The sequence below is a fragment of the Haladaptatus sp. DYSN1 genome (genome assembly GCF_029489995.1).
Classification (GTDB): Archaea; Halobacteriota; Halobacteria; order Halobacteriales; family Halococcaceae; genus QDMS2.
Genome location: NZ_CP120470.1, coordinates 737,432 through 758,454, shown reverse-complemented (window position 1 = coordinate 758,454; position 21,023 = coordinate 737,432). Strand labels below are relative to the sequence as shown.

Genomic DNA, 21,023 nt, shown 5'->3' with positions numbered 1-21,023 from the left:
GTGACATAGGTATAGTATCGTTAATCGAAGAATGTCATTCGTTTGCGAGTACCGCTGAGAGTTGCTGTCCGTCAAACGGTTTTGGGATATTACTGGACATTCATAACATTTTAACACGTGCTTAGTCGAAGAAACTGACTGTCCGTCCGGTGGCCAAACAACTATATGTGAAGGAAGTCCGTACTCCCCCTCAGAGGGGACAGGGGACAATGAGCCACCAAGCAGAGACTCGACTCGAACTGTACGTCCGCTCGCTCGCACCTGGAGTCGCGCGCGAGCAGCAAGACCGCATCATCGACCAACTGGACTCACTCAAGGACGCAGACGCTATCGCAGACTACGACATCGAAGTCTGGGGCAGAGAGGTGTGCACGACGGCAGCCACCGCGCGCACCGAAGCCGGCAAGCGCGTCCTCGACAAAATTTCCGAGTTCGAACGGTGGGCCGACCGAAACGGCCGGTCGCTCTCTTCGGTGTTCGAGGTCCACGAAGTCGATTCGAGCATTACCGACGAACAATACGAGAGCATCGTCCTCCCGCTGATGGTGCTCGCAGAGTACCACGACGACGAACTCGTCGGCGTCGCGCCGTGCGCCTACGAAGGTGCACCCGTCACCATCGACGAGTGCCTCGCCACGCTGGACGAGCAGACGGACCGACCGCTACTCGCTGCCGGACAGGCGAGCCAGTAGCCACACCTTTTCACCTTCGCTCTCGAGATTCGCGTATGGACGACCACCTCCAGGCAGGCATCGCCATCTACAACGCGGGCGAGTTCCACGCCGCCCACGACGCCTGGGAGGACGTATGGTTGGACCTCGACGCAGGCAGCGACGACGAGCGCCTGCTCCACGGCCTCATCCAGTTCACCGCCGCGGTTCACCACGCGACGCGCCAGAACTGGGAGGGCGTGGCCGGACTCGTCGAGAGCGCGGGGGAGTATCTCTCCGGACTTCCCGCCGACTACCGAGGCGTGAACGTCGGGCCGGTCCGCGACTACCTCACGACGCTCGCCCGCGACCCGACTGCCATCGACTTCGATGCGCCGCTCGCGCTAACCTACGAAGGACGCGAACTCCACGTACACCACCTCGACTTTCCGGCGGCCGCGATTGCGGCGCTGGTGCTCGCCGAAGAACACGATTACGACGAGGCAGTCGTCGCGCAGGCAGTCGCCTACGCACGAGACGATTTAGCAGCGAACAATCAGACAAGTCAGTTTATCACGTTCGTGATGGACTTTGCGTCCGACCCTGCCCACCGCGGCATCGTCTTCCAGCGACTTGCTCAGCACGTAGAACGCCGGAAATCGAAAGAACGAGACGTAGAGGGATTATTCGACTGAGCTATTCGTCGAAGTGCGCAGAGTTGTCCCGTGGCTCGTAGCCGAGGACCTCCTTCGCCCGGTCGATGGAGTAGTACTTACGGTCGTTGTCCGAGATGCCGTAGACGATTTCGTAGTCGTAGTCGGCCTGGATACATCGGTCGAACAGGTGCGCACAGTCGCGATAGGAGAGCCACATCGCCTGGCCACGCTCGTAATCGATTGGCGGGTGGTCCTTCGTGAGGTTGCCGATGCGCACGCAGACCACGCTCAGGTCGTGGTGGTCGTGGTAGTACCGGCCGAGAATCTCGCCGGAGGCTTTGCTCACACCGTAGAGGTTGCTCGGTCGGGGAAGTTCGGTGCCGTCTAAGCGAAACTCGTCGTGCGTGCGGTAGATGTCCGGTTTTCGCTCCTCGGTCTCGAACGCGCCCACCGCGTGATTCGAGGAGGCGAAGGCGAACTTCTCTACGCCCGCGTCGACCGCTGCTTCGAGGATGTTCTGTGTGCCGTCGATGTTGTTCCGTAAGACGCTATCCCAGGGGGCCTCGGGACGGGGGTCACCCGCGAGGTGGATGATTGCAGAGACGCCCTCGACCGCTTCTCGGATGGCCTCCTCATCCGTGATGTCGGCGACGACGTACTCGTGGTCGACCTCGCCGGTGGGGGGTTCGCGGTCGAGGAGTCGCCACTCGTACTTGTCGGCAATGTCGCCCAGGATGGCCGTGCCGACGCGGCCCGCAGCGCCCGTGAGTAAGACCGGGTCGTCCATTCAGATGGTTCTCGGAGCGGGGACAGTAAGTAACGTGCGATTCAGAAAAGTCGTCTGTAGATTAGGCGAGCCGCGCGAACGCCAGCGTGCCAGAGATGTTCTCGATGTAGATGTTCACCACGTCACCCTCGCGTGCGCCGGGCACGAAGATGGTGTACTTGCCTTTCTCGGCGACGCCGTCGCCCTTGCGACCGGTGTCGGTAATCTTGACCTCGTAGGTCTTGCCCTCTTCGAGGACGGCACGGTTCTGGGTCGCGGAGGTTTTGCTGCGCTTTGCGACGGGGCGGAAGGCACCACACGCCTCACAGCGGAGCATCTGCGTGCGCCCTTCCATCGTCAGGCGGGTGTCGGGAAGGCCACACTCAGAGCAGATGACGAACTCTTCCATGTAGCTCTCGATGGCCGCCTCGAAGTCGGAGGGCGAGAACGACCCGTTATAGCGCGCCCAGTTCTCCTCTATCTGGCCGTTCGTCCCGAATTCGCGCTGGATTGCGCTGTGGAGATGTTCCGGTTTGCGCGAGAGGGCGTCCGCGATGGCGTTCAGGTTGGTCAGGCGAGTGAACGCCCCGTCCTTTTGCACTTCCGCGTCCGGGACGCGAAGTCGGTCTTCGCTGCCCCGGAAGTCGGGCACAGACTCCATGGCTCTGTTGAGGCTGGCTTCGTAGTCCATACTCGAACGAGGTGGTCGGGGCCTAAAGGAGTTGCGTGATTAGCTATCGCGTGGGGTCACAGAAGACGTATTGGCCCGGAAGGCGGAGAAAGCGCCATGGAACCGACCGACGCAGAGACCGCCTGTTTCGAGGCGGGCATCAAGTTCGGCACGCTGTATCACCAGTTCGCGGGGACGCCCGTCAGCCCCGAGAGTGCTGACTCGCTCGCCCGTGCTATGGAGGAAGCGATTTTGAACCAACCCCACTGTGAGGCAGTCTCGGTGGAGATTCGCAAAGACGACCTCGCAGCGGCCATCGACCACGGCTACACCGAGCTTACGGGCAAGTTCATGGACGTCGAGATGCGTATCGAGTACGAAGGTGTCACCGTGCACACGCGCATGGCGATGGAAGGCGGCTACCCGATGATGCGCGTCGTGGACGTGGCCTGAAAAACCCCCTGACAGCACGCGATTTTCACTTTCAGTTTCGGGCAATGGTTTAAAAGGGATGCCAACGAATACCAGGCCATGAGTCAAGCGACGCTCAACGACGACGAACTCTTCGGCGAAGCCGCAAGCGAAATGCGTGCCGACGTGGAGTCGCACCTCCAGCAAGCATACGAGTCGCTCCCAGCTGCGGACGACGTGTGGGACGTGGAAGCCGAGAACACCCTCGGCGTCCTCAACTCCCTTCGCTCGGCCCTCAATACGGGCGACGCAGAAGAGCACCTGCGCAACGCCAAAAAATGGTACACGATGGGCGTGCGGGCTGACGCCTTCGAGGACGCAGACGACTTAGAACAACAAATCGAGGACCTCACCGAACTCATCGAGGAGATCGAGGAGGCCCACGAGAAGGTCGGCGGCCTCACCTCGACGATTCCGAAACTCCGCAAATCGCTCGAAGCTATGGGCGAAGAAGCGGAGGATGCGGACGAAGAAGACGAGGAAGAAGAGGAAGAGGACGAAGAAGAGTAGGGACCACTCCGAGCGTCGCCGTGACGTTCTGCAATTCGCGCATTGAATTTTCGGAGAGCGACAGCTTTTGACACAGAAGTGGTTACAAACCTTGCTCGCTCCCTTTTCCGCGGACAGGTACCAGAATGCAGACGAAGGCTGAAACTACCACTTGAGATTCCAGTTTCGAATCAGGCGAAAGAATCCTCTTGGCTGTGCGCGAACTGATGGTATGATAACGTATTCGACGGAGATACACCCGCCGACAGACGCCCTCGAACTCACCGTCGAAGCCTCAAGTGCCCCCACAGCAACGAGTCCACCGCTCGTCACGGTCTGTTTGACATACGTCGGAGATACCCCTACGACGTTATACTATGGGTACATTGCCCCGTTCAATCGCTTTTCCGCGTGGAACGACGACGAGACAAAACGAGTGATGATCTTCCCACCTCGGTTAAACGAGCAACAGCATGTGATTCCGGACCAGCCAGTCGGGAAGAGCTGGCCGATGGGTCTGTCAGCGCTGCAACTCGAGAGTGGGCGACTATGGAAAGTCACGGCAGGGGACCGGCTCTGTGAGGAGTACGCCGTTCTCACGTTTGCTCCCTCTCTGGCTGGCTATCCGAAGGGAACCTACACGGCTCGTGACCGAGTGAAATTTGATGATAATGAGTTCGAAGTGCGACTCAGAATCGAGTGTACGTAAGCAGGAGCGTGGGCAACGGATTACTTGTGGACGGGCCGCGACACATCTCGCTCTCTGACTGCTTCTAACAACGTTGCAAGCGCCGTCCCCGCATCGTCGAGCAATGCTTCGCCGCGCTCTGCGTCGCCTGCGCCCGGGTCGCCAACCACACCATTTTCCGTAAATTCCGCCGAATCCACCGCGAGGTTCACGCGACTCGCCCAGTCGCCCCAGCGTTCAGCCGCCCCTTTGCGGGCTTCCTCGATGCGGTCTTCGTGGACGAGGTCGGGGTTCGTGTGTCGGAGCAGTGCGGTTTCGAGTGGCCCGCCGTGACCCATTTCCTTGCGCCCGGTAAACCAGGTGAAGGGGACGGCAAAGGCGTCGTCGTGGCGGGTGATGGTTTGGCAGACTTCGGCGAGTGCGTTGATGTTGCCGCCGTGGCCGTTGACGACGACGACGCGGTCCCAGCCGTGGTACGCGAGGCTCTGGACTGTTTCGCGCACGTAGCGCCGGAAGGTGTCCTCTGAGACCCAGAGCGTGCCGGTGAAGTGGCGATGTTCTTCTGCGATACCGACGGGAATTGTGGGGGCAACGACGAGATCGCCATCGTAGGCCTCGTGCCCGGCGGCGGCGACGGCCTCTGCAGTGAGAATGTCCGTGCCGAGTGGGGCGTGTGGCCCGTGCTGTTCGGTGCTGCCGACGGGGAGGAGTGCGAGATTCGTGTCGGCGGAATCGGCGTCCGTCCACGTCTCTTCGGCGAGGTACATGGACGACTCATGTGCCTGGCGCACCTTAATGGGTCAGTCCACGGACTCGGTGCGGGCCTGCCTGCGGGCGGCGCGTTCGACGAACTCCTCGGGTAGGGAGTCGATTTCGCCCGCTTGCACCCCCCAGAGGTGGGCGTAGAGACCGTCCGCCGCGAGCAGGTCGTCGTGGGTGCCGCGTTCGACGATTTTCCCGTCCTCCAAGACGACGATTTTGTCCGCGTCCTTGATTGTCGAGAGGCGGTGGGCGATGGCGAACGTCGTCCGGTCTGCGGTGAGTTTGTCGAGACTTCGCTGGATGAGCATCTCCGTCTCGGTGTCCACGTCGCTCGTCGCCTCGTCTAAGATGAGGATGTCCGGGTCGCGGAGGATGGCTCGGGCGATGGCGATGCGCTGGCGCTGTCCGCCCGAGAGTTTCACGCCGCGCTCGCCGACCATCGTGTCGTAGCCGTCGGTGAGGTTCTCGATGAAGTCGTGGGCTTCCGCGGCTTTCGCCGCCTCCACCACGTCCTCCTCGCTCGCGTCGAACGTGCCATAGGCGATGTTCTCCAGAACCGTCCCGTAGAACAGGAAGGTGTCTTGACTGACGTAGCCAATGGATTTACGGAGGCTGGAGAGGGTCACGTCACGGACGTCGGTGTCGTCTACTTTGACCGCTCCCTCGTCTACGTCGTACATCCGGAGCAGGAGTTTGAGGAAGGTCGATTTCCCTGCGCCCGTCGGGCCGACGAGCGCGAGCGTCTCGCCGCCCTCGACGACGACGGAGACGTCTTCGAGGATGGTGTCCCCGTCGTCGTAGCCGAAGGTGACGTGGTCGTACTCGACGCTCCCGTCTTCAACGTTGAGGTCGATTGCGTCGGGCGACTCCTCGATACGAGCGGGTTCGTCCATCAGGCCGAAGATGCGGGCGCTGGAGGCACGGGCCCGCTGGTACATGTTGATAATTTGTCCAAACTGCGCCATCGGCCAGATGAACCGCTGGGTGTAGAGGATGAACGCGACGAACTGGCCTGTGGTGAGCGTCCCCGAGAGTGGGCCGGGCGGTCCCGAGAGGACCCAGACGCCGCCGACGGTGAACGTGATGACGAAGCCAATTCCGGCGAGGACGCGCAGTGCTGGGAAGAACTTGATGCGCGTCGTAATGGCGTCCCAGTTGGCCTCGAAGTAGTTCATCGACACGTCGTCGACGCGGTCTGATTCGTACGTCTCGGTGTTGCTCGCCTTGATGACCTGGATGCCGCCGAGGTTGTTTTCGAGTCGGGAGTTAACCTTGCCGACCGAGGAGCGAACGTCCGCGTACTTCGGCTGGATGATGCTGACGAACTTGTAAGTGAAAAACGCGATTGCGGGCACCGGGACGAGTGCGATTGCGGCGAGTTGCCAGTTCATCGAAAACAGGATGACGGCGATGCCGACAACCATGACCGAGAGGCGGAACGCGGAGTTCATCCCGTCGTTCAGAAACCGCTCTAACCGGTTTACGTCGTTCGAAAGGATGGACATCATCTCGCCGGTTTGCTTGTCGGCGAAGAAGTCCATGTTCAGCCGCTGCATCTTGTCGTAGGTGTCGGTGCGGATGGCGTGCTGGATGTTCTGTGCGAAGTCGTTCCAGCCCCAGTTTCGAATCCAGTGGAAGGCCGCGCCGCCGAAGAAGGCGAAGCCGATGATACCGGCAGAGAGCCAGAGTTGCGCTGGGCGGTCGGCCGGGAGCCAGGCGTCTGGGACGAGCCAGAGGCTGAACGCCGCTTCCTGGAGGAAGATAGCGTCGATGGCGACGGCGAGGATGAGTGGGGGCAAGAGGTCGAGGACACGGGCGACGACGCTTCCGAAGAGACCGACGACGAACGAGAACTTGTTTGCTGCGCCGTAGTGGGTGAACAGGCGTAACATCGGGTTCTCGGCGCGTTCGCGTTGGGCTTCGAATGGGTCGTCCTCGTCTGCGTGGACGTCCATTGCCCTGAGTCACGGGAGGGAGACTGAAAAGGATGTTCCCAAATTGACTGATTAGTCGCCGATGGAGACGGTGTCACCCACCGAAACGTTGTTCCTCGTCGTCCAGCCCTCATTCACTTCGAGGACGTACTGGCCGGTCCCTGTGTACCGCGTAAGGTCGTTGTTGCTGGTTCCGGGTTCGACGGGAGCGTGGTAGATTTCGGTGATTTTGCCGTCTGCCCCGATGAAGATGATGTCGAGCGGGAAGTCCATGTCTCGCATGACGTAGGTGTGTTCACCCTCCTCCTCGTAGGTGAATATCATCCCCTCGTCTTCGTCGAGCGACGTGGTGTTCGAGAGCCCGGTGTAGCGTTTGTCCTGCGTGTCGGCGACGCGAGCCTGCACGACGCCGAGCTGCTCGCCGTTCTCGTCGGAGACGGTGACCTCAGTCCAGTTGTACTCGCCATCTGCGGGCGGAGCAGCCGGGCCGACGAGCCCGAAGTTGAACGCGAGAAGGGCGGCAATCCCGACGATGAGAAATGGGATGGGGCCTTTGAGGAGGGTTCGCAGCGAGGGGGCCATGACTGAAAGAAGGAATGGGACCCCGGTAAGGGTTCCGGACGAGAAAGTAACTGTTATTCTTGGGCAGTGATTTGGTTGGGGTGCGGGCTCGTGGTCTAGTTGGTTATGACGTGGCCTTTACAAGGCCGAGGTCGGTGGTTCGAATCCGCCCGAGCCCATTTCTGACGACACAACACGACGAGCGAAGCGAGGAGTCTGTGTCGTCTGAATGGGTTATAAGGATTCGAATGAGGGAGCGGTAGCGACCGGGGTTCGAATCCGCCCGAGTGAAGTCCCCGGGTCCGAAGCCGTCCGGGTGAACTTTCGAGAGACGGCGCCATTTTATTGAATTTTTATTATGTGTTGTTTTCCTGATAGTCAGGGTAAAAGATTATATTGTCAGAGGCCTAATGAGAAAGTGGCCTAACTGGAGGGCCCCCAAAATCCAGTGTGAGTCGTGCTACTTACGGACGATTCACTTCCCCCAGGACTGCTGGCACTCCCCCACTTGTGCCGGCAGTCCCCCATCTGTTCCAAGAACTCGAATCCGAACCGGGAGTTGAGTTGTGTTTCTGTCGTTACAAATCCCCTGCTGGCAAGACCATTTCAGTGAGTTTTCGTTGTTTCATCCGCTTAGCGCGTTCATAATAAACACCCTCAGGCGCTGAAACAAAGAGTACACCTCCATGTCAACACAGACTGCGGTTTTTGGAACCCTCCTTGTCCTCCTCTCTACCACTGCGGGCGGGACCGTCGTAGGGGGCGCACAGAGTGACGTTGTCGAACTGAATTCCTGTCAGGTCATCTCCGAGTCTGGAACCTATCATCTCACGCAGAACATCTCGAACGAAGGCCGAGACGCCTGTCTTCGCATCACCGCGAGCGACGTGACGGTAGACGGAAACGGGTTCACCATCGACGGCCCGGCACAGGGACCGGCGATTCTCGTCACTGGTACCGAGACGCTCTCTGACGTGTCGCTCTCCAATCTCGCCGTCCAGCGCCGAAGCGGTGGCGTCCAGTTGAAGGGCGTTTCCAGTGGAACCGTCGAGAATCTCGACCTTCGAGACGGTGACGTGTCGGGCGCAATTCTGCTCGAGAACTCGACTGACATCACGGTCGCGGACACCGACATCTCACGGAGTCTCTACGGAATCGTCCTGCGCAACGCGGACGGGAACACCCTCGTCGGCAACGACTTCGGTACGAGTTACACCGCCCAGGAGACGCTCATCATCGACGATTCCTCCCGGAACGTCGTGCAGAACAACCGTTTCGTCGAGGGGACGGTCGACATCCGACCCGACGCCCCGGACAACACGTTCGTCGGCAACGAATTCATGACGACCGACGAGACGTACGAGAGTACGGCGTTGCTCGTCCGCAGCAGCGACAACGTCATCCGAGACAACACGCTCAAAAACGTCCAGACGGGCATCGCCGTCTCCGGTGAGAACAACCTCGTCCACGGCAATCACGTCATCGGAGCCACCGACTTCGCAATCGACGTGAACGCCGGTGGCCAGCGAATCGAGAACAACACGCTCGTCGGCAACGGCGAGGGCATCCAGATGGCCGGCGGTGGCATCCAGCTCGAAACCGGCGACCACATCGTGGTGGGTAACAAGCTCGCAGACAACGTCCACGGCATACAACTGCGGACGGTCACTGGCGGCGTCACCATCGAACGCAACCGCATCGCGGGGAACAACATTGGCATCGAAATACACAACACGGCACTCTGTGGCGCAGGTGGCGAGGGTGCAGAACTCGTCTCCGTCCACCAGAACGACATCGTCGAAAACCACGCCTTCGGCATCGCGAACCACGATGACGACTTCGTCGATGCGATGGGGAACTACTGGGGTGCTTCTGACGGCGCATCGTCACCCGAAGACGCCTCGGATACGCTCACGGACCCCGTGTCCGAGGAAAAAGCAGACGGCTACGGTGACGCCGTGACGGGACGAACCGCCTCCAACACGTCGAGCGTCCACTTCGACGGCTGGCTGGAAAGTCCCGTCTTCAACGCGACAGCGTGAGTGGCTCGATCGTCCCTCGAACCGCACGGTGAAGCGGTCGGCTCTGCCGGAAGCGATATGTGTCACCACACCCCATTATCCGTGATGGCAAAATCCTGTCCCGAGTGCAAGGGCTACGTCAAATCGGCCGGTGGGACTGACTACGAGTGCGTAGACTGCGGAACGCTGTTCGACGTGGCGGACCTGTTTCTCCCCTGAATCTGCCGCCGCCTTTCGAAATCCTTTTTTGTGCAGTCACCCTCCGTTCGATTGCACACCAGCGCGGTGCGCCGCCTTAGCTCAGCCTGGGAGAGCACTCGACTGAAGATCGGGCTGTCCCCGGTTCAAATCCGGGAGGCGGCATTTTCCAACTCTCGAACGCACGAGCGAAGCGAGCGCGTCGAGAGGTGTAACATCAATCCGACCGGATTTGAATCAGGGAGCGACAGCGACCGTTGTTCACAATCCGGGAGGCGGCATGTCCCTGCGAACAACGTGAGCAGTGAAATTGTTCACGAGCGATTTGAACCCGACGAGTCGCAACCGTGAACGAAGCGAGCGGTCCGTCTCGACTCGGTTCACAATCCGGGAGACGACAACCTGTGAAAACCGAAAGCGACTGTGAGTGAATCACAACCCAAAACCGGCAAATTTGCGGGAAGGCGGCCACCGTTTCCGGTTCTAATCACCCCATAATAACCATCCCCGAGTACTGAGGGCGCGTATGAAACGCCCCCTACTTTCGATTTTCGTCGTCGGGCTCGTCCTCCTTGCCGGATGTACCGGCCTCGGCGGCCAAGGAGACCAGTCGACGACCGACGCGACGACCGAAGCGACAGAAGCGACCACGACAGCCGCGCAGACGACCACGGCGAACGCCACCACGGCAGCCCAGACCACGACCCAACAGACGACGGAAGCGACGACGCAGGAACCGACGGAAACGTCGGCACCGCGTGAGGCGTGGACGCGCCCGCAGCCGCCGAACACGCCGCTGCAGAACAACATGGGCGAGGAGAACGGGTCGCGTATCTTCTCTGTCGAGGTAGTTGACGGGAACGGCTCGAGTTCCGAAGGCTACTCCTCGGTCGAGTTAGAAGTCACCGCGAACACGAGCATGCAGCGCGTGGACCCGGCCGAACACGGCACCGTGGACGGCGAACCGTACTTTCTCGTGTACGTGAACGGGTATCTCGAGAAGGACGGCGACCACACCCGGGCGAAGGGTACGCTCGTCGACCGACAGAACGTGACGTTCAAAGAGCGCGGCACGTACTCGCTATCGATTCCGGCGGAAGCCTTCGAGGAGAGCAACGCTGAGGAAGGCGAGGTCGAAATCATGGTCCTCCTGCTCGATGCGGATAAGACGTGGGACGACATCTACGGCGCGAAGAACGTCACCGTGAACTACAAACCCAAAGAATAACGCGAGTCGCGGCTGCAGGCAGCCGTTTCGCCCTGCTTTTTTTACCGTTGTAGAACGCCGAGTGACGAGATTATGTTGCCTTCGCCGCCTGCTCTGCACGGGATTTGAGCGCGCGGTTCATCGCCTCGTAGTCGCGTGCTGGGTCGTCGGTCAGCGCGGATGAGACGAGGAGTCCGCGCACCGATTCACGGTTGTGAAGGCGCGTACGACTGCCGTCGAGTGGTTCGAGTTCGTACACGTGTCGTCCCTCGAAAATTCGTGTGTGGAGGAGGGTGCCGACCCAGGCGAGTCGACGCTCGGGTTCCAACTCGCTAATCGTCACCGTCATGTCGCGGTCTTTGACCCCCTTTCGGCGGATGCGGATGTCAAGGGACGAACCGACCCGAAGGTCACCACGTGCACGCACGATGTGGGGGTTCCACTCGGGATACGACGAGAGGTCGGTGAGGAGGTTCCACACCACGCTCGGCGGCGCGTCGATGTCCACGAACGTCTCTATCGATTGCATACGTGAAAGAGGGCCGCTGAGAGGATGACCGTTTCCGGCCATGGTGCTTACAATCACGGCAATCCTCACCGACACCTAGCGTCATGACGGCGTTCGACTACCACGAACCCTCGTATTCGGGGACGACGACCGACGATTGGGACGCGCCTCAGAAGAACGATTTCGATACCGATGACCTCGGTGAAATCGCAGACCACTTCGCCCTCTCGGCGACTGGCTTCCCGCCCGAGAACTTCACGGACCTGAAGCTCCCGGTCGTAGACCCGGACGGGAAGCTGAACGAAAACGCCTTGCAGACGGCACATGGCGGCGCACACAGCGTCGAAGCCATCGACGGCCTTACCGACGACGCTGTAGAGTCGGTGAAAGACTTGCTCGAAGACTTGGCACAGGAGGCGTTCGACGAGGACATCAGCGAGTAGGGAGAAAGGCGGCCACAAGTCGTAACCGTGGCAGTCGACAACGGCCAGTCATGCGCACTTCGACCATCATCCTGGCGTTCGGTGCAGGCCTGTTCGTACTGCCAATTCCCGGCACGTTCATCGGCGGAGCGCTCGTGCTCCTCGTCGGGGCGATCGTCCGGTGGCTGGGGAACTGAGGCGCACTGCTTTTCGGCCGTCCTCGCCCGTGCTTAGCTATCGGTTCGCTCCTCTGGTGGGATGAACGGACCGACAGATACGGTTCGGTGGGCAATCGTCGCGGCTCTAAGCGTGTAGGCAATAAAGAGCGCCAGCGGAACGAAGATGAGCGCGAGACCCACGCTCACGAGCATGGGGAGCAGCGAAGGAGCGACCATGACGCCACTCGACGTGTAGACGAGCGCGAGCAGGACCGTGACCACGAGCGCGAGGAAACCAGAGCTGGCGATGAAGCGAGAGAGTTGGGCGAAATCTTGCTGCAGTGAGAGGGTTTTGAAGAACTGGCGGGTCACCGCAATCGCCTCGAGAAGGCGGTCGATTGCGTCGAGTTGCTCGGTTGCCTCTGTCGGGAGGTCCGCGGTGTAGGTATTCTGCATGTATTCAGTCGCACGCAGGTTGCGTGCGTACTCGGTTCCCATGATGACCGAGAGAACGTCGACGATCGCCTCTTCGCTCTCGATTGCGTCGTCGATATTGGCCCCGTACTCGGCGACGTCGGCGGCGTACGACGAGAGCGTCGCGTGGGATTCAGCCGTGGACGTGAGGTTCTCGTCGAGTGTGTTCGCTCTGGCTTCGAGCGTCCGGGCGATGAGCGAGAGAAAATCAGCCGGGTCGTTCGGCGTCGTGGCTTCCCCAGCGAGGGTTCGAACTTCCTCGCGCAAGGTCCGCGAACCGTCGAGTTTGTCGCGCAGTTCGTTCGGCGACCCGAACACGCGCGAGAGAATGAGCTGGTTGATAGAGAGCGCGACGGTAATCAGCGTCAGCACGCCCGACGCGAGGCCACTCGTGAAGAGTGACGAGGCGACGCTGCTCGGGCCGACAGCCAGCACGCCGACAGCGACGAGCGAGAAGAACGTGAGAAAGACGACGAGTGTGAAGATGCCTGCAACCACGAGCCGGTTGCCGCCGAGCAGAAACCAATTTACCAGGCGCTCGAGTGGACCTGCTGTCTGCTGGACAGACGAGACAGTCTCCGGTGGCTCACCCATCGTCCCCACGCCCCCAGAACAGGACAGCGATGAAGAACGAATTCACAGGTTAGAGGGTGTTTTCAGGCCATTTTCGACGTTCGCTACAAAATAACTCATTGGTGAATCAAAGGCTCACAGTCCCTTAAATCGGCTGGCCGCAAATGCAACGCATCTGTCGTGGAAGAAGTTGTGAATACCAACGGAGTGGTGCGGTTAATCCCGGAAACGATAGGTGATTGCGTAGAAAATCACGGAAATACAAGTCATAAGTAGCAGAAAGTCACCCATAACAGGACGATTGACCAACTGACATTTGGATTTTGAGAATAAATACACAAGCCTTAACACCGGCTGGGACATTCGTCCATTCGTAATGGCGAAAGGTACGGTTGATTTCTTCAACGACACCGGCGGTTACGGATTCATCAAGACGGACGACGCAGACGACGACGTGTTCTTCCACATGGAAGACATCGGCGGCCCTGACTTAGAAGAAGGTCAGGAAGTCGAGTTCGATATCGAGCAGGCCGACAAAGGCCCACGCGCGAAAAACCTGGAGCGCCTGTAATCATGGCGAAAGGGAAAGTCGACTTCTTCAACGACACCGGCGGCTACGGTTTCATCAAGACAGAAGACTCCGACGACGACGTGTTCTTCCACATGGAAGACGTCGGCGGCCCTGACCTCGAGGAGGGGCAGGAAGTCGAGTTCGACATCGAACAGGCCGACAAAGGCCCCCGCGCGAAGAACGTCACCCGTCTGTAAACCGGGTTCTACGTTTTACGCGAATTCAACATTCTCAGCGTATTTTACGGTCGTGAGCGACGCATCGGGCCGCATCCGACCGCCACACAAACGTTTTTCCGCAGTACGGACGAGGGTGAACCATGGCATCAAGTGTCGAAGAATTCCTGGAGATTAGTCAACTCAAACACGAATACTGCTATCGAATCGACGACGGCGACTACGACGAGTGGGTGTCGCTGTTCACCGAGGACGGAACGTTCGGACGGGCCGGGCAGGACCCCGCCGAGGGGGCCGAGGGCCTCCAGTATTTCGCGACCGAGATTTTCGACAATATGTACCAACAGACCGCACACCTGCTCTCGAACCCGGTCATCGACGTGGACGGGGACGAAGCGACCGGGCAGTGGTACCTGCTGCTCCAGTTCACTGACGACGAGGGGGAACAGCAGTGGATGCAAGGGCGCTACGAGGATGAATTCGAGCGCGTAGACGGGGAGTGGAAACTCTCGTCGGTGACGGTGGTCCCGCAGGCGAGCGGGTCGCTCTGAGCGACAAATCCTCCCGGCGGTTCAGTCGTCGTCCCGCATCCGAACCGTGAGACACGGGGCCGGCGAGCTCCGGACGACCTTTTCTGCGACGCTGCCGAGCAGGTAACGTCCGAGACCCGTACGACCGTGGGTCCCCATCACGACGAGGTCGATGTCGTTGTCCTCGACGTAGCGCAGGATCTCGCGATGTGGCGACCCCGTCTCGATGGTCGTCTCGACGACGACGCCTTCTTCGACCGCCTGGGCTTCGATGTCTGCGACCGCGCGTTCGCCGTGTGCCTGAAGCGAGTCGATGATGAGCGCCACGTCCACCTCGGGGGCGAACGCAGCCGTGTCCACCACGTAGAGGACGTGGAGTGTCGCGTCGTAGGTTTCGGCGATGTCGAGTGCTTGCTCGACTGCCTTTTCGGTCCCCTCACTGCCGTCGGTCGGTATCAAAATGTTATGGTACATACAGAAACTATGACGTTCGCTGTCTTAGCGATAGTGCTTGCCCGCCTGCCACAGCACACTTACGTCAAGTGAATGTATCTCTGTCCTGCTGTTTTCACCTTGCTATCACGGGTGACGCTACGTTTAATATCTCATACGACTTATAAGGGTGTCGGTAACCTACCATGCGATTCAACGACCGATTCGACGAGATGGACCGCCTGATGGAACAGATGCGCGAACGCATGATGCGCTCGCCGTTCTGGGGCATGGAGGGCGGCGACTTCGCCGCCAACTTCCGCAACATGGGTGGCAACCTGACCCTAGAGACCGACGAGGAGGGCTACGTCGTCCTCGGCGACATGCCCGGCTTCGAGAAGGAAGAAATCGACATCCGCTTCGACAAGGGTGTGCTCACCGTCACAGGCACCCACGAGGTAGAGAGCGAGTACGCCTCACAGCGCCGCCAGGTCCACGAGCAGCTGACGATTCCCGGTGAGATTCGGGAAGCCGACATCACCGCCTCGTACCGCAACGGCGTCCTCGAAATCCACCTCCCAACCGTGGAGGACATGGACGACGACAGCCACCGCATCGAGATTAGCGACTAAGTCGCTCGCTCAGTTCGACGCTCCGTTTTTCAGAAAATAATGTTGTGCCGAAACGCGTGTGGGACGTTACGCGTCCGATTCTTCCGGTTCTAGTTCAGAAATCGTGATTTCTTCGAGATTTATCTCCTCTACGTTGTCTTCAAAATCCTCGAGTTGTTGGTCTTCACCGACCGTTGCCAGTTCCCGTTCGGCCTCGACCGCGAGCAGTTGTTTCTCCTTCTGGAGGCCCTTCTTCTCTCGGCCACGCTTTGCATCTGGCATAGACGAATGTGGTACGCTACCAAGGTACTTGAAGCTGCCTCGGCTGGCAAATGAAGCGAAAAGCTGTCCGGAAACCTGAACGACGCGGTCAGATTGGATTACTGGACGAGCGCTTCCGGAGGCCGGCCCGCGAGACGGTCGCGATCGTGTGGCTCTTCGAAGTCGAGGACTGGTCCCTTCGGGATGATACCCTTCGGATTGAGGCTCTCGTGGGTGGTGAAGTAGTGTTCCTTGATGTGTGCGAAGTCGAACGTCTCCGCGACGCCGGGCGTCTGGTAGAGGTCTTTCAGGTAGTTCCAGAGGTTCGGGTAGTCGGCGATGCGGCGGAGATTGCACCGGAAGTGATTCACGTACACCGGGTCGAAGCGCACGAGCGTCGTAAACATACAGATGTCCGCCTCGGTGAGGCGGTCGCCGGCGAGGTAGCGCTGGTCTTCGAGCACGTCTTCCCAGTAGTCGAGATTATCGAACAGCTCGGTGACGGCATTCTCGTAGGCGTCCTGTGAATCGGCGAAGCCGGCGCGGTAGACGCCGTTGTTGATTGGCTCGTAGATGGCGTCGATAATGTCGTCTATCTCCTCGCGGTAGCCCTCCGGGTACAGCGTCACCTCGGTGTTGCCGAAGTCCGCGAAGGCCGTGTCGAGCATCCGAAGGATTTCCTCGGATTCGTTGTTGACGATGGTTCCCGTTTCCTTATCCCAGAGGACGGGCACGGTGACGCGCCCAGTGACGTTCGGGTCGGCTTCGAGGTAGGTCTCGCGCAGATAGTCGAAGTCGTTGATGGAGTCCGCCGTACAGCCCGCCTTCTCGGGCGTGAACTGCCAGCCACCCTCGTCGCGGTAGGGGTCGACGACGTCCATCGAGATGACGTCCTCGAGCCCGCGAAGGCTTCTGATGAGCGCGGTGCGGTGGGCCCACGGACACGCCCACGAGATGTAGAGGTGGTAGCGCCCTGCCTCCGCCGGATACTCGGCCTCCGGGTCGTCCTCGATCCAATCGCGAAACATCGTGGACTGGCGCTCGAATTCGCCGTCCAAATTCGTGGACTCGTAGTGGTGACCCCACTCGCCATTTTTGAACATCTTCATGGCTGATGCATAGGAAGAAACGGCAATAACGGCTCGCAATCGTGTGACCGATTCGCACGAAATCGGGCGCGAGAGAGACCCAAACGGTGCCGTCGGTTCGAAGGGTTTATTGACGCGGTAGGCGTCAGCCTCCAGTAGTAACCATGGCCGACAAACCTGCCTCGATGTACCGGGACATCGACAAGCCGTCGTACACCCGACGAGAGTACATCACCGGAATCCCCGGTTCCAAAGTCGCACAGTACAAAATGGGTGCCGTGGACGCAGACCCCGACGACTACCCTGTCCAAATCTCCCTCGTTCTCGAGGAAGCCTGCCAGATTCGTCACGGGTCGCTCGAAGCAGCACGCCTGAGCGCGAACCGCGCGCTCATCAAGCAGCTCGGTGAGGGCAACTACAAGATGATTCTCCGCAAGTTCCCCCACCAGGTCCTCCGTGAGAACAAACAGGCAACCGGCGCGGGTGCAGACCGTGTTTCTGACGGGATGCGCCTCGCCTTCGGGAAGCCAGTCGGCACCGCCGCACGCATCCAGAAGGGCGAGCGCCTGTTCACCGCGTGGTGTGACGTGAAGGACGCCCCCGTCGTCAAGGACGCCTTCCGTCGTGCCTACAACAAGGTCACGCCGCCGTGTCGCATCGTCGTCGAACGCGGCGAAGAACTGCTCGTCGCGTAAGTCGGCCACGGACCCTTTTTATCGCTGCCCACGCTCAGTCAGCGTATGCTGCGTCTCGCGGTTGCGACGGACAAGGAAACGTACCAACGTATCCAGTCGCCACTCGAAGCCCGAGGAATCGTCGCAGAACACGTCAGAACGTCAGAGCGAACGCTCTCGCTCACCGAACCCTGGGACGGGTTCGATGTCGGCTTCGTCTACCCCTCACGCATCATGGAAGGCGGCGTCGCAGACGCGCTCCTCGATGTTCCGTGGGTCAACGACCGCGAGGCGATTCTCACCTCTCGAAACAAAGCGGGCGTCATCGCCACACTCGCCCGCGAGGGGATTCCCGTCCCCGAGACGACGCTCGTGTCGAATCCCACCGAACGGGCCGACCTCGAAGCCGTGTTCGCGGACTTCGAGACGCCCGTCGTCGTCAAACCCAACTCCACGACTCGCGGAACTGGGGTCGTAAAGGTCCACGACGCAGACTCCTTTCTCGGCGTCACCGACTACCTCACGCTCGTCCACGACTACATGGCGACCGGCGACAAATCGTTTCTCGTCCAGGAGTTCGTTCCCAACGCACGGGACTACCGCGTGATGGTCCTCGACGGGGAATACGTCGGCGCGGTCGAACGTCGCCTGCCCGAAAATAGCGACCACTGGAAACACAACGTCCACCGAGGAGCCACAGCCACCGGTGTGGACCTTTCTGAAGACCTCAAAACACTCGCCGAGCAGACCGCAGAAATCCTCGACATCCCGTTGCTCGGCGTCGATATCCTCGCCACCGACGAGCGAGCGGTGGTGAACGAGACGAACGCGCGACCGACCATCGACGACTCGGCGAAGTACGAAGACGGGTTCTACGACCGACTCGCTGGAGTCATCAGAGAGACGGCGAAATACGAGTGAGAACGCTCAGTTAACGCTGATATCGGCGGAATCCTCGGCACGTTCGAGGGTCACTTCGAGGACGCCGTTGTTGTAGGTGGCTTTCGCCGAGTGTTCGTCGACGCGAACAGGGAGCGTGACGTGTTCGTCGTAGTTTCGCGTGTCGCTCTCTGCGGTGATGGTGAGCGTCTTTCCATCGCACTTCAGGTCGATTTGGTTCTTGTCGATGCCCGGTAGGTCCGCGATGACGCGAACGACGTCCGTCTCCTCGTAGACGACGACGTGCGGGCTTTCGCTCCCGTCTGCCCGGTCTACGTTGACGTCCACGTTGCCGCCGATGACGTCGTTCATCATCCGCTCGATTTCCCGGAACAGGTCGTCGAACGGGTCGCGGTCATCTCGTCGTTTCATTGGTATGCTGTAGGGTGGTTGAAGCCAAAAGACTTGGGACGGTTAGATGCCCATGCCCATCGCCTCGTTGGTCTTTTCGACGCTCTCTTTGGCGTCTGCGGTACCGAGGACGGCGCGGATGGCGTCTACGTTCTCAGGAACCACGTCTGACTCCTGGTGGATGGCCTGGAACAGATAGAGGTCGTTTCCTTCCATGCTGATGGACTCGCCCCAGATACAGTTCTCCCAGAGGTCGCCGCGCGGGCGGTCAATGTCGTGGGCGAGTTCCTTCAGCTTGCCCGCCCCGTCGATGTTCATGTGCTCGGGGATGACGAACGTGCGCGACTCGTTTTCGAGGAGTTCACGAACCTCCGCTGGGTCCGGCGTCGATTCGAGTTCGACGTTCACGCTGTGGGTGTGCATGAGCGTCGCTGGAACCTTCATGCCGAGGGTGTCGATTTTCAGGTCCGGGAAGATGGTCTTCACGTCGGGACCGTGGTGGGAGGGCAGCGAGATTGGGTTCGGGAGGATGTCGTTGATGGGACCCCGAGACGTCTGACCGGGGTCGCCACCGCGGCGGACGAGCGTGACGCGCATCTTCTCGATGCCGTACTCCTCTTCGAGGGGCGCAGCGAGTCGTGAGAGGCCGGTCGTGTTACAGGAAACGACGCGGACGTGGTCTGCGCCCTCCGCCTGCGCGAAGTTGCCGCGGGCGTTGAAGCTTACGTCGACGAGGTCCGCGTCCTCGCCACCCTGGTAGAGCGCGGGCGTCTCGTACTGCTCGTAGAGTTCCTTGTTCTGCGCGCCGATGCCGGACGGGGTGGCGTCGACGATGATGTCGGCTTCCTCGATGAGTTCCTCGACCATGCCGTCGATTTCGATACCCGAATCCGCGAACAGTGAGGCGCGGTCTTCGATGGCGGCGTAGAGCGGGTAGCCCTTCTTCACCGCCGTCTCCGCCTCGAAGTTCGGGCGCGTCTTCGCGACGCCGATGACTTCCATGTCATCCTGTGCGCGAACGGCGTCCGCGACGCGCTTACCAATTGTGCCGTAGCCGTTAATCCCGACTTTTATCATATGTGGCGGTGGTTTTGCTGTCCGCATAATCGTTTCGGGCAATCGTGTATGTCGTCAGCGTGGCACAACGTCTCGGATGGGAACGTTGAATGGCACCCGTCACTAGGCAGTTATCATGTCAGAACAGGCCACCGACGCCGCCCTCGCCGCCGCGGCCGAGACCGCCATCAACCAGTGTCTCGACCTCCAGTCCGACGAGTCCTGCCTCATCGTGACCGACGACAAACGCGTGCGAATCGGCGAAGCACTCTACGAGGCCGCCCGAAACGTGACAGCAGACGCATCAATCATGCGCTACCCGCCGCTCAGCCAGCACGGCGAAGAACCCGCCGCGCCCGTCGCGGCCGCCCTGCGCGAAGCAGACGTGTTCCTCGCGCCGACGACCAAGAGTCTGAGCCACACCCGCGCCCGCAGCGAGGCGAACGAGGCGGGCGCGCGCGGCGCGACGCTGCCGGGAATCACCGAAGCAGTGTTCACGACCGGTCTCGACGCCGACTACGAGAACATCAAGGAGACGTCCTACGATACGATAGCGAAGGTCGAGAACGCAACGACCGTTCGCGTCACCTCCCCACAGGGCACCGACATCACCTTCAAGTTCGGCGACCGCAAATGGCTCGCGGACACCGGCATCGTCCACAAACCCGGCCACTTCTCGAACCTGCCCGCAGGCGAGGTGTTCATCAGTCCGGTCACTGCGAACGGGACGTTCGTCGTCGACGGCACGATGATGCCCTACGGCCTGCTCGACGAGGGACAGGAGCTCTCATTTACGGTCGAAGACGGCTACGTCACCGAGGTCAGCGACGACGACATCCGCGGGCAAATCGAAACCGCCGCAAAAGAGGTCGGGAAGGACGCCTACAACCTCGCCGAATTCGGCATCGGGACGAACGTCGCCGTCGACGAACTCGTCGGCTCCGTCCTCTTAGACGAGAAGGCGGCGGGCACGGTCCACATCGCCATCGGTGACGACGCGGGCATCGGCGGCGACGTGTCCGCGCCGCTCCACCTCGACGGCATCCTCCGCGAACCGACCGTGTACGCAGACGGCGTAGAAATCGAACTGCCACAGCCACGCCGGGACTGACGCCTCTCGCGAACC

At 60.4% G+C, this 21,023-nt stretch carries 28 protein-coding genes and 2 tRNA genes; 18 read left to right on the top strand and 12 right to left on the bottom strand.

From position 1 onward, the window contains the following. Positions 1-209 precede the first annotated feature (209 nt). Positions 210-692: an HTH domain-containing protein gene (locus P0648_RS04080; protein WP_276245514.1), complete on the top strand. Its 483-nt coding sequence runs from the start codon at positions 210-212 to the stop codon at positions 690-692. A 35-nt stretch (positions 693-727) separates the two neighbouring features. Further along, on the top strand, positions 728-1,345 hold the full coding sequence (locus tag P0648_RS04075) for a DUF309 domain-containing protein (RefSeq protein ID WP_277505301.1): 618 nt from the start codon (positions 728-730) through the stop codon (positions 1,343-1,345). 1 nt (position 1,346) lies between these two features. Here P0648_RS04075 and azf read toward each other — a convergent pair whose 3' ends face one another. Continuing rightward, positions 1,347-2,093, bottom strand: a complete 747-nt coding sequence (gene azf / locus P0648_RS04070) for an NAD-dependent glucose-6-phosphate dehydrogenase Azf (protein ID WP_276245516.1) — start codon at positions 2,091-2,093, stop codon at positions 1,347-1,349. 61 nt (positions 2,094-2,154) lie between these two features. Then, complete coding sequence (locus P0648_RS04065) at positions 2,155-2,763, bottom strand: translation initiation factor IF-2 subunit beta (protein ID WP_276245517.1); 609 nt, start codon at positions 2,761-2,763, stop codon at positions 2,155-2,157. Between the two features lie 96 nt (positions 2,764-2,859). Here P0648_RS04065 and P0648_RS04060 point away from each other — a divergent pair, with 96 nt between their 5' ends. The 3 genes from P0648_RS04060 (at position 2,860) to P0648_RS04050 (ending at position 4,411) form a co-directional block, all read left to right on the top strand. Next, positions 2,860-3,195: a dihydroneopterin aldolase family protein gene (locus P0648_RS04060; RefSeq protein WP_276245518.1), complete on the top strand. Its 336-nt coding sequence runs from the start codon at positions 2,860-2,862 to the stop codon at positions 3,193-3,195. Between the two features lie 78 nt (positions 3,196-3,273). Continuing rightward, complete coding sequence (locus tag P0648_RS04055) at positions 3,274-3,723, top strand: DUF5790 family protein (RefSeq protein ID WP_276245519.1); 450 nt, start codon at positions 3,274-3,276, stop codon at positions 3,721-3,723. Positions 3,724-3,934: 211 nt separating this feature from the next. After that, the gene (locus P0648_RS04050) at positions 3,935-4,411 is read left to right on the top strand and encodes a hypothetical protein (RefSeq protein ID WP_276274562.1); all 477 of its coding nucleotides are present in this window, start codon (positions 3,935-3,937) and stop codon (positions 4,409-4,411) included. A gap of 20 nt (positions 4,412-4,431) precedes the next feature. On the opposite strand, the gene P0648_RS04045 is transcribed toward P0648_RS04050, so the two are convergent. The 3 genes from P0648_RS04045 to P0648_RS04035 are packed head-to-tail and all read right to left on the bottom strand — an operon-like array spanning position 4,432 to position 7,668. Then, positions 4,432-5,157: a creatininase family protein gene (locus P0648_RS04045; protein ID WP_276245521.1), complete on the bottom strand. Its 726-nt coding sequence runs from the start codon at positions 5,155-5,157 to the stop codon at positions 4,432-4,434. A gap of 33 nt (positions 5,158-5,190) precedes the next feature. Next, positions 5,191-7,107, bottom strand: a complete 1,917-nt coding sequence (locus P0648_RS04040) for an ABC transporter ATP-binding protein (protein ID WP_276245522.1) — start codon at positions 7,105-7,107, stop codon at positions 5,191-5,193. Between the two features lie 51 nt (positions 7,108-7,158). Further along, positions 7,159-7,668 (bottom strand): DUF192 domain-containing protein, encoded by a 510-nt coding sequence (locus tag P0648_RS04035; protein WP_277505297.1) that lies wholly within the window; start codon positions 7,666-7,668, stop codon positions 7,159-7,161. Between the two features lie 84 nt (positions 7,669-7,752). Between P0648_RS04035 and P0648_RS04030 the strand changes: the two genes are divergently transcribed. The 4 genes from P0648_RS04030 to P0648_RS04015 all read left to right on the top strand — a co-directional run bounded on the left by P0648_RS04030 (position 7,753) and on the right by P0648_RS04015 (position 11,094). Next, positions 7,753-7,826: transfer RNA gene (locus tag P0648_RS04030), tRNA-Val, on the top strand. A gap of 507 nt (positions 7,827-8,333) precedes the next feature. Continuing rightward, positions 8,334-9,689, top strand: a complete 1,356-nt coding sequence (locus P0648_RS04025; RefSeq protein ID WP_277505295.1) for a nitrous oxide reductase family maturation protein NosD — start codon at positions 8,334-8,336, stop codon at positions 9,687-9,689. A 268-nt stretch (positions 9,690-9,957) separates the two neighbouring features. Further along, positions 9,958-10,031, top strand: a tRNA-Phe gene (locus P0648_RS04020). Positions 10,032-10,392: 361 nt separating this feature from the next. Further along, entirely contained in the window at positions 10,393-11,094 is a 702-nt protein-coding gene (locus tag P0648_RS04015; protein ID WP_276245525.1) for a hypothetical protein, read from the top strand. A 70-nt stretch (positions 11,095-11,164) separates the two neighbouring features. Here the strand turns inward: P0648_RS04015 and P0648_RS04010 are convergent, their stop codons facing one another. Further along, positions 11,165-11,602, bottom strand: coding sequence for an SRPBCC domain-containing protein (locus tag P0648_RS04010; RefSeq protein ID WP_277505294.1), 438 nt, complete (start codon positions 11,600-11,602; stop codon positions 11,165-11,167). Positions 11,603-11,685: 83 nt separating this feature from the next. On the opposite strand from P0648_RS04010, the gene P0648_RS04005 reads away from it, so the two are divergent. Together P0648_RS04005 and P0648_RS04000 are read left to right on the top strand one after the other, a co-directional pair. Beyond that, on the top strand, positions 11,686-12,024 hold the full coding sequence (locus P0648_RS04005) for a hypothetical protein (protein WP_277505293.1): 339 nt from the start codon (positions 11,686-11,688) through the stop codon (positions 12,022-12,024). Positions 12,025-12,074: 50 nt separating this feature from the next. After that, positions 12,075-12,200 carry a hypothetical protein gene (locus tag P0648_RS04000; protein WP_276245528.1) on the top strand — a complete coding sequence of 42 codons (126 nt, stop codon included), beginning with the start codon at positions 12,075-12,077 and terminating at the stop codon, positions 12,198-12,200. 33 nt (positions 12,201-12,233) lie between these two features. Here P0648_RS04000 and P0648_RS03995 read toward each other — a convergent pair whose 3' ends face one another. Next, positions 12,234-13,229 (bottom strand): hypothetical protein, encoded by a 996-nt coding sequence (locus tag P0648_RS03995; RefSeq protein ID WP_276245529.1) that lies wholly within the window; start codon positions 13,227-13,229, stop codon positions 12,234-12,236. A gap of 355 nt (positions 13,230-13,584) precedes the next feature. Between P0648_RS03995 and P0648_RS03990 the strand changes: the two genes are divergently transcribed. The 3 genes from P0648_RS03990 (at position 13,585) to P0648_RS03980 (ending at position 14,506) form a co-directional block, all read left to right on the top strand. Further along, positions 13,585-13,779 carry a cold-shock protein gene (locus tag P0648_RS03990; RefSeq protein ID WP_276245530.1) on the top strand — a complete coding sequence of 65 codons (195 nt, stop codon included), beginning with the start codon at positions 13,585-13,587 and terminating at the stop codon, positions 13,777-13,779. Positions 13,780-13,781: 2 nt separating this feature from the next. Continuing rightward, positions 13,782-13,976: a cold-shock protein gene (locus P0648_RS03985; protein WP_276245531.1), complete on the top strand. Its 195-nt coding sequence runs from the start codon at positions 13,782-13,784 to the stop codon at positions 13,974-13,976. A gap of 122 nt (positions 13,977-14,098) precedes the next feature. Continuing rightward, a complete protein-coding gene (locus P0648_RS03980) occupies positions 14,099-14,506 on the top strand; it encodes a nuclear transport factor 2 family protein (protein ID WP_276245532.1) in 408 nt (135 codons plus the stop codon). Between the two features lie 21 nt (positions 14,507-14,527). On the opposite strand, the gene P0648_RS03975 is transcribed toward P0648_RS03980, so the two are convergent. Further along, positions 14,528-14,959, bottom strand: a complete 432-nt coding sequence (locus P0648_RS03975) for a universal stress protein (RefSeq protein WP_276245533.1) — start codon at positions 14,957-14,959, stop codon at positions 14,528-14,530. A gap of 164 nt (positions 14,960-15,123) precedes the next feature. Here P0648_RS03975 and P0648_RS03970 point away from each other — a divergent pair, with 164 nt between their 5' ends. Further along, positions 15,124-15,549, top strand: coding sequence for an Hsp20/alpha crystallin family protein (locus P0648_RS03970; protein WP_276245534.1), 426 nt, complete (start codon positions 15,124-15,126; stop codon positions 15,547-15,549). A gap of 66 nt (positions 15,550-15,615) precedes the next feature. On the opposite strand, the gene P0648_RS03965 is transcribed toward P0648_RS03970, so the two are convergent. Next, on the bottom strand, positions 15,616-15,810 hold the full coding sequence (locus P0648_RS03965; RefSeq protein WP_276245535.1) for a hypothetical protein: 195 nt from the start codon (positions 15,808-15,810) through the stop codon (positions 15,616-15,618). A gap of 98 nt (positions 15,811-15,908) precedes the next feature. After that, positions 15,909-16,898 (bottom strand): glutathione S-transferase family protein, encoded by a 990-nt coding sequence (locus P0648_RS03960; protein WP_277505290.1) that lies wholly within the window; start codon positions 16,896-16,898, stop codon positions 15,909-15,911. Between the two features lie 143 nt (positions 16,899-17,041). Between P0648_RS03960 and P0648_RS03955 the strand changes: the two genes are divergently transcribed. Together P0648_RS03955 and P0648_RS03950 are read left to right on the top strand one after the other, a co-directional pair. Further along, the gene (locus tag P0648_RS03955; RefSeq protein WP_276245537.1) at positions 17,042-17,572 is read left to right on the top strand and encodes a 50S ribosomal protein L16; all 531 of its coding nucleotides are present in this window, start codon (positions 17,042-17,044) and stop codon (positions 17,570-17,572) included. A 45-nt stretch (positions 17,573-17,617) separates the two neighbouring features. Beyond that, positions 17,618-18,472, top strand: coding sequence for a RimK family alpha-L-glutamate ligase (locus P0648_RS03950; protein ID WP_276245538.1), 855 nt, complete (start codon positions 17,618-17,620; stop codon positions 18,470-18,472). 6 nt (positions 18,473-18,478) lie between these two features. Here the strand turns inward: P0648_RS03950 and P0648_RS03945 are convergent, their stop codons facing one another. Then, positions 18,479-18,862, bottom strand: coding sequence for an Hsp20/alpha crystallin family protein (locus tag P0648_RS03945; protein WP_276245539.1), 384 nt, complete (start codon positions 18,860-18,862; stop codon positions 18,479-18,481). A gap of 42 nt (positions 18,863-18,904) precedes the next feature. Next, entirely contained in the window at positions 18,905-19,918 is a 1,014-nt protein-coding gene (locus P0648_RS03940) for a type II glyceraldehyde-3-phosphate dehydrogenase (protein ID WP_276245540.1), read from the bottom strand. Positions 19,919-20,033: 115 nt separating this feature from the next. Between P0648_RS03940 and P0648_RS03935 the strand changes: the two genes are divergently transcribed. Beyond that, a complete protein-coding gene (locus tag P0648_RS03935) occupies positions 20,034-21,008 on the top strand; it encodes an aminopeptidase (protein ID WP_277505289.1) in 975 nt (324 codons plus the stop codon). The last annotated feature ends 15 nt before the right edge of the window (positions 21,009-21,023 follow it).

Bases quoted from the DNA above. Each gene is read 5' to 3' on its own strand.
- P0648_RS04055 (WP_276245519.1), top strand. From the start codon at position 3,274: ATGAGTCAAGCGACGCTCAACGACGACGAACTCTTCGGCGAAGCCGCA.
- P0648_RS04065 (WP_276245517.1), bottom strand. From the start codon at position 2,763: ATGGACTACGAAGCCAGCCTCAACAGAGCCATGGAGTCTGTGCCCGAC.
- P0648_RS03980 (WP_276245532.1), top strand. From the start codon at position 14,099: ATGGCATCAAGTGTCGAAGAATTCCTGGAGATTAGTCAACTCAAACAC.
- P0648_RS04010 (WP_277505294.1), bottom strand. From the start codon at position 11,602: ATGCAATCGATAGAGACGTTCGTGGACATCGACGCGCCGCCGAGCGTG.
- P0648_RS03965 (WP_276245535.1), bottom strand. From the start codon at position 15,810: ATGCCAGATGCAAAGCGTGGCCGAGAGAAGAAGGGCCTCCAGAAGGAG.
- P0648_RS04080 (WP_276245514.1), top strand. From the start codon at position 210: ATGAGCCACCAAGCAGAGACTCGACTCGAACTGTACGTCCGCTCGCTC.
- P0648_RS03985 (WP_276245531.1), top strand. From the start codon at position 13,782: ATGGCGAAAGGGAAAGTCGACTTCTTCAACGACACCGGCGGCTACGGT.
- P0648_RS03995 (WP_276245529.1), bottom strand. From the start codon at position 13,229: ATGGGTGAGCCACCGGAGACTGTCTCGTCTGTCCAGCAGACAGCAGGT.
- azf (WP_276245516.1), bottom strand. From the start codon at position 2,093: ATGGACGACCCGGTCTTACTCACGGGCGCTGCGGGCCGCGTCGGCACG.
- P0648_RS04075 (WP_277505301.1), top strand. From the start codon at position 728: ATGGACGACCACCTCCAGGCAGGCATCGCCATCTACAACGCGGGCGAG.
- P0648_RS03990 (WP_276245530.1), top strand. From the start codon at position 13,585: ATGGCGAAAGGTACGGTTGATTTCTTCAACGACACCGGCGGTTACGGA.
- P0648_RS04015 (WP_276245525.1), top strand. From the start codon at position 10,393: ATGAAACGCCCCCTACTTTCGATTTTCGTCGTCGGGCTCGTCCTCCTT.
- P0648_RS03945 (WP_276245539.1), bottom strand. From the start codon at position 18,862: ATGAAACGACGAGATGACCGCGACCCGTTCGACGACCTGTTCCGGGAA.
- P0648_RS04050 (WP_276274562.1), top strand. From the start codon at position 3,935: ATGATAACGTATTCGACGGAGATACACCCGCCGACAGACGCCCTCGAA.
- P0648_RS03940 (WP_276245540.1), bottom strand. From the start codon at position 19,918: ATGATAAAAGTCGGGATTAACGGCTACGGCACAATTGGTAAGCGCGTC.
- P0648_RS04040 (WP_276245522.1), bottom strand. From the start codon at position 7,107: ATGGACGTCCACGCAGACGAGGACGACCCATTCGAAGCCCAACGCGAA.
- P0648_RS03935 (WP_277505289.1), top strand. From the start codon at position 20,034: ATGTCAGAACAGGCCACCGACGCCGCCCTCGCCGCCGCGGCCGAGACC.
- P0648_RS04025 (WP_277505295.1), top strand. From the start codon at position 8,334: ATGTCAACACAGACTGCGGTTTTTGGAACCCTCCTTGTCCTCCTCTCT.
- P0648_RS04005 (WP_277505293.1), top strand. From the start codon at position 11,686: ATGACGGCGTTCGACTACCACGAACCCTCGTATTCGGGGACGACGACC.
- P0648_RS04060 (WP_276245518.1), top strand. From the start codon at position 2,860: ATGGAACCGACCGACGCAGAGACCGCCTGTTTCGAGGCGGGCATCAAG.
- P0648_RS03955 (WP_276245537.1), top strand. From the start codon at position 17,042: ATGGCCGACAAACCTGCCTCGATGTACCGGGACATCGACAAGCCGTCG.
- P0648_RS03950 (WP_276245538.1), top strand. From the start codon at position 17,618: ATGCTGCGTCTCGCGGTTGCGACGGACAAGGAAACGTACCAACGTATC.
- P0648_RS03960 (WP_277505290.1), bottom strand. From the start codon at position 16,898: ATGAAGATGTTCAAAAATGGCGAGTGGGGTCACCACTACGAGTCCACG.
- P0648_RS04045 (WP_276245521.1), bottom strand. From the start codon at position 5,157: ATGTACCTCGCCGAAGAGACGTGGACGGACGCCGATTCCGCCGACACG.
- P0648_RS03975 (WP_276245533.1), bottom strand. From the start codon at position 14,959: ATGTACCATAACATTTTGATACCGACCGACGGCAGTGAGGGGACCGAA.
- P0648_RS04000 (WP_276245528.1), top strand. From the start codon at position 12,075: ATGCGCACTTCGACCATCATCCTGGCGTTCGGTGCAGGCCTGTTCGTA.
- P0648_RS04035 (WP_277505297.1), bottom strand. From the start codon at position 7,668: ATGGCCCCCTCGCTGCGAACCCTCCTCAAAGGCCCCATCCCATTTCTC.
- P0648_RS03970 (WP_276245534.1), top strand. From the start codon at position 15,124: ATGCGATTCAACGACCGATTCGACGAGATGGACCGCCTGATGGAACAG.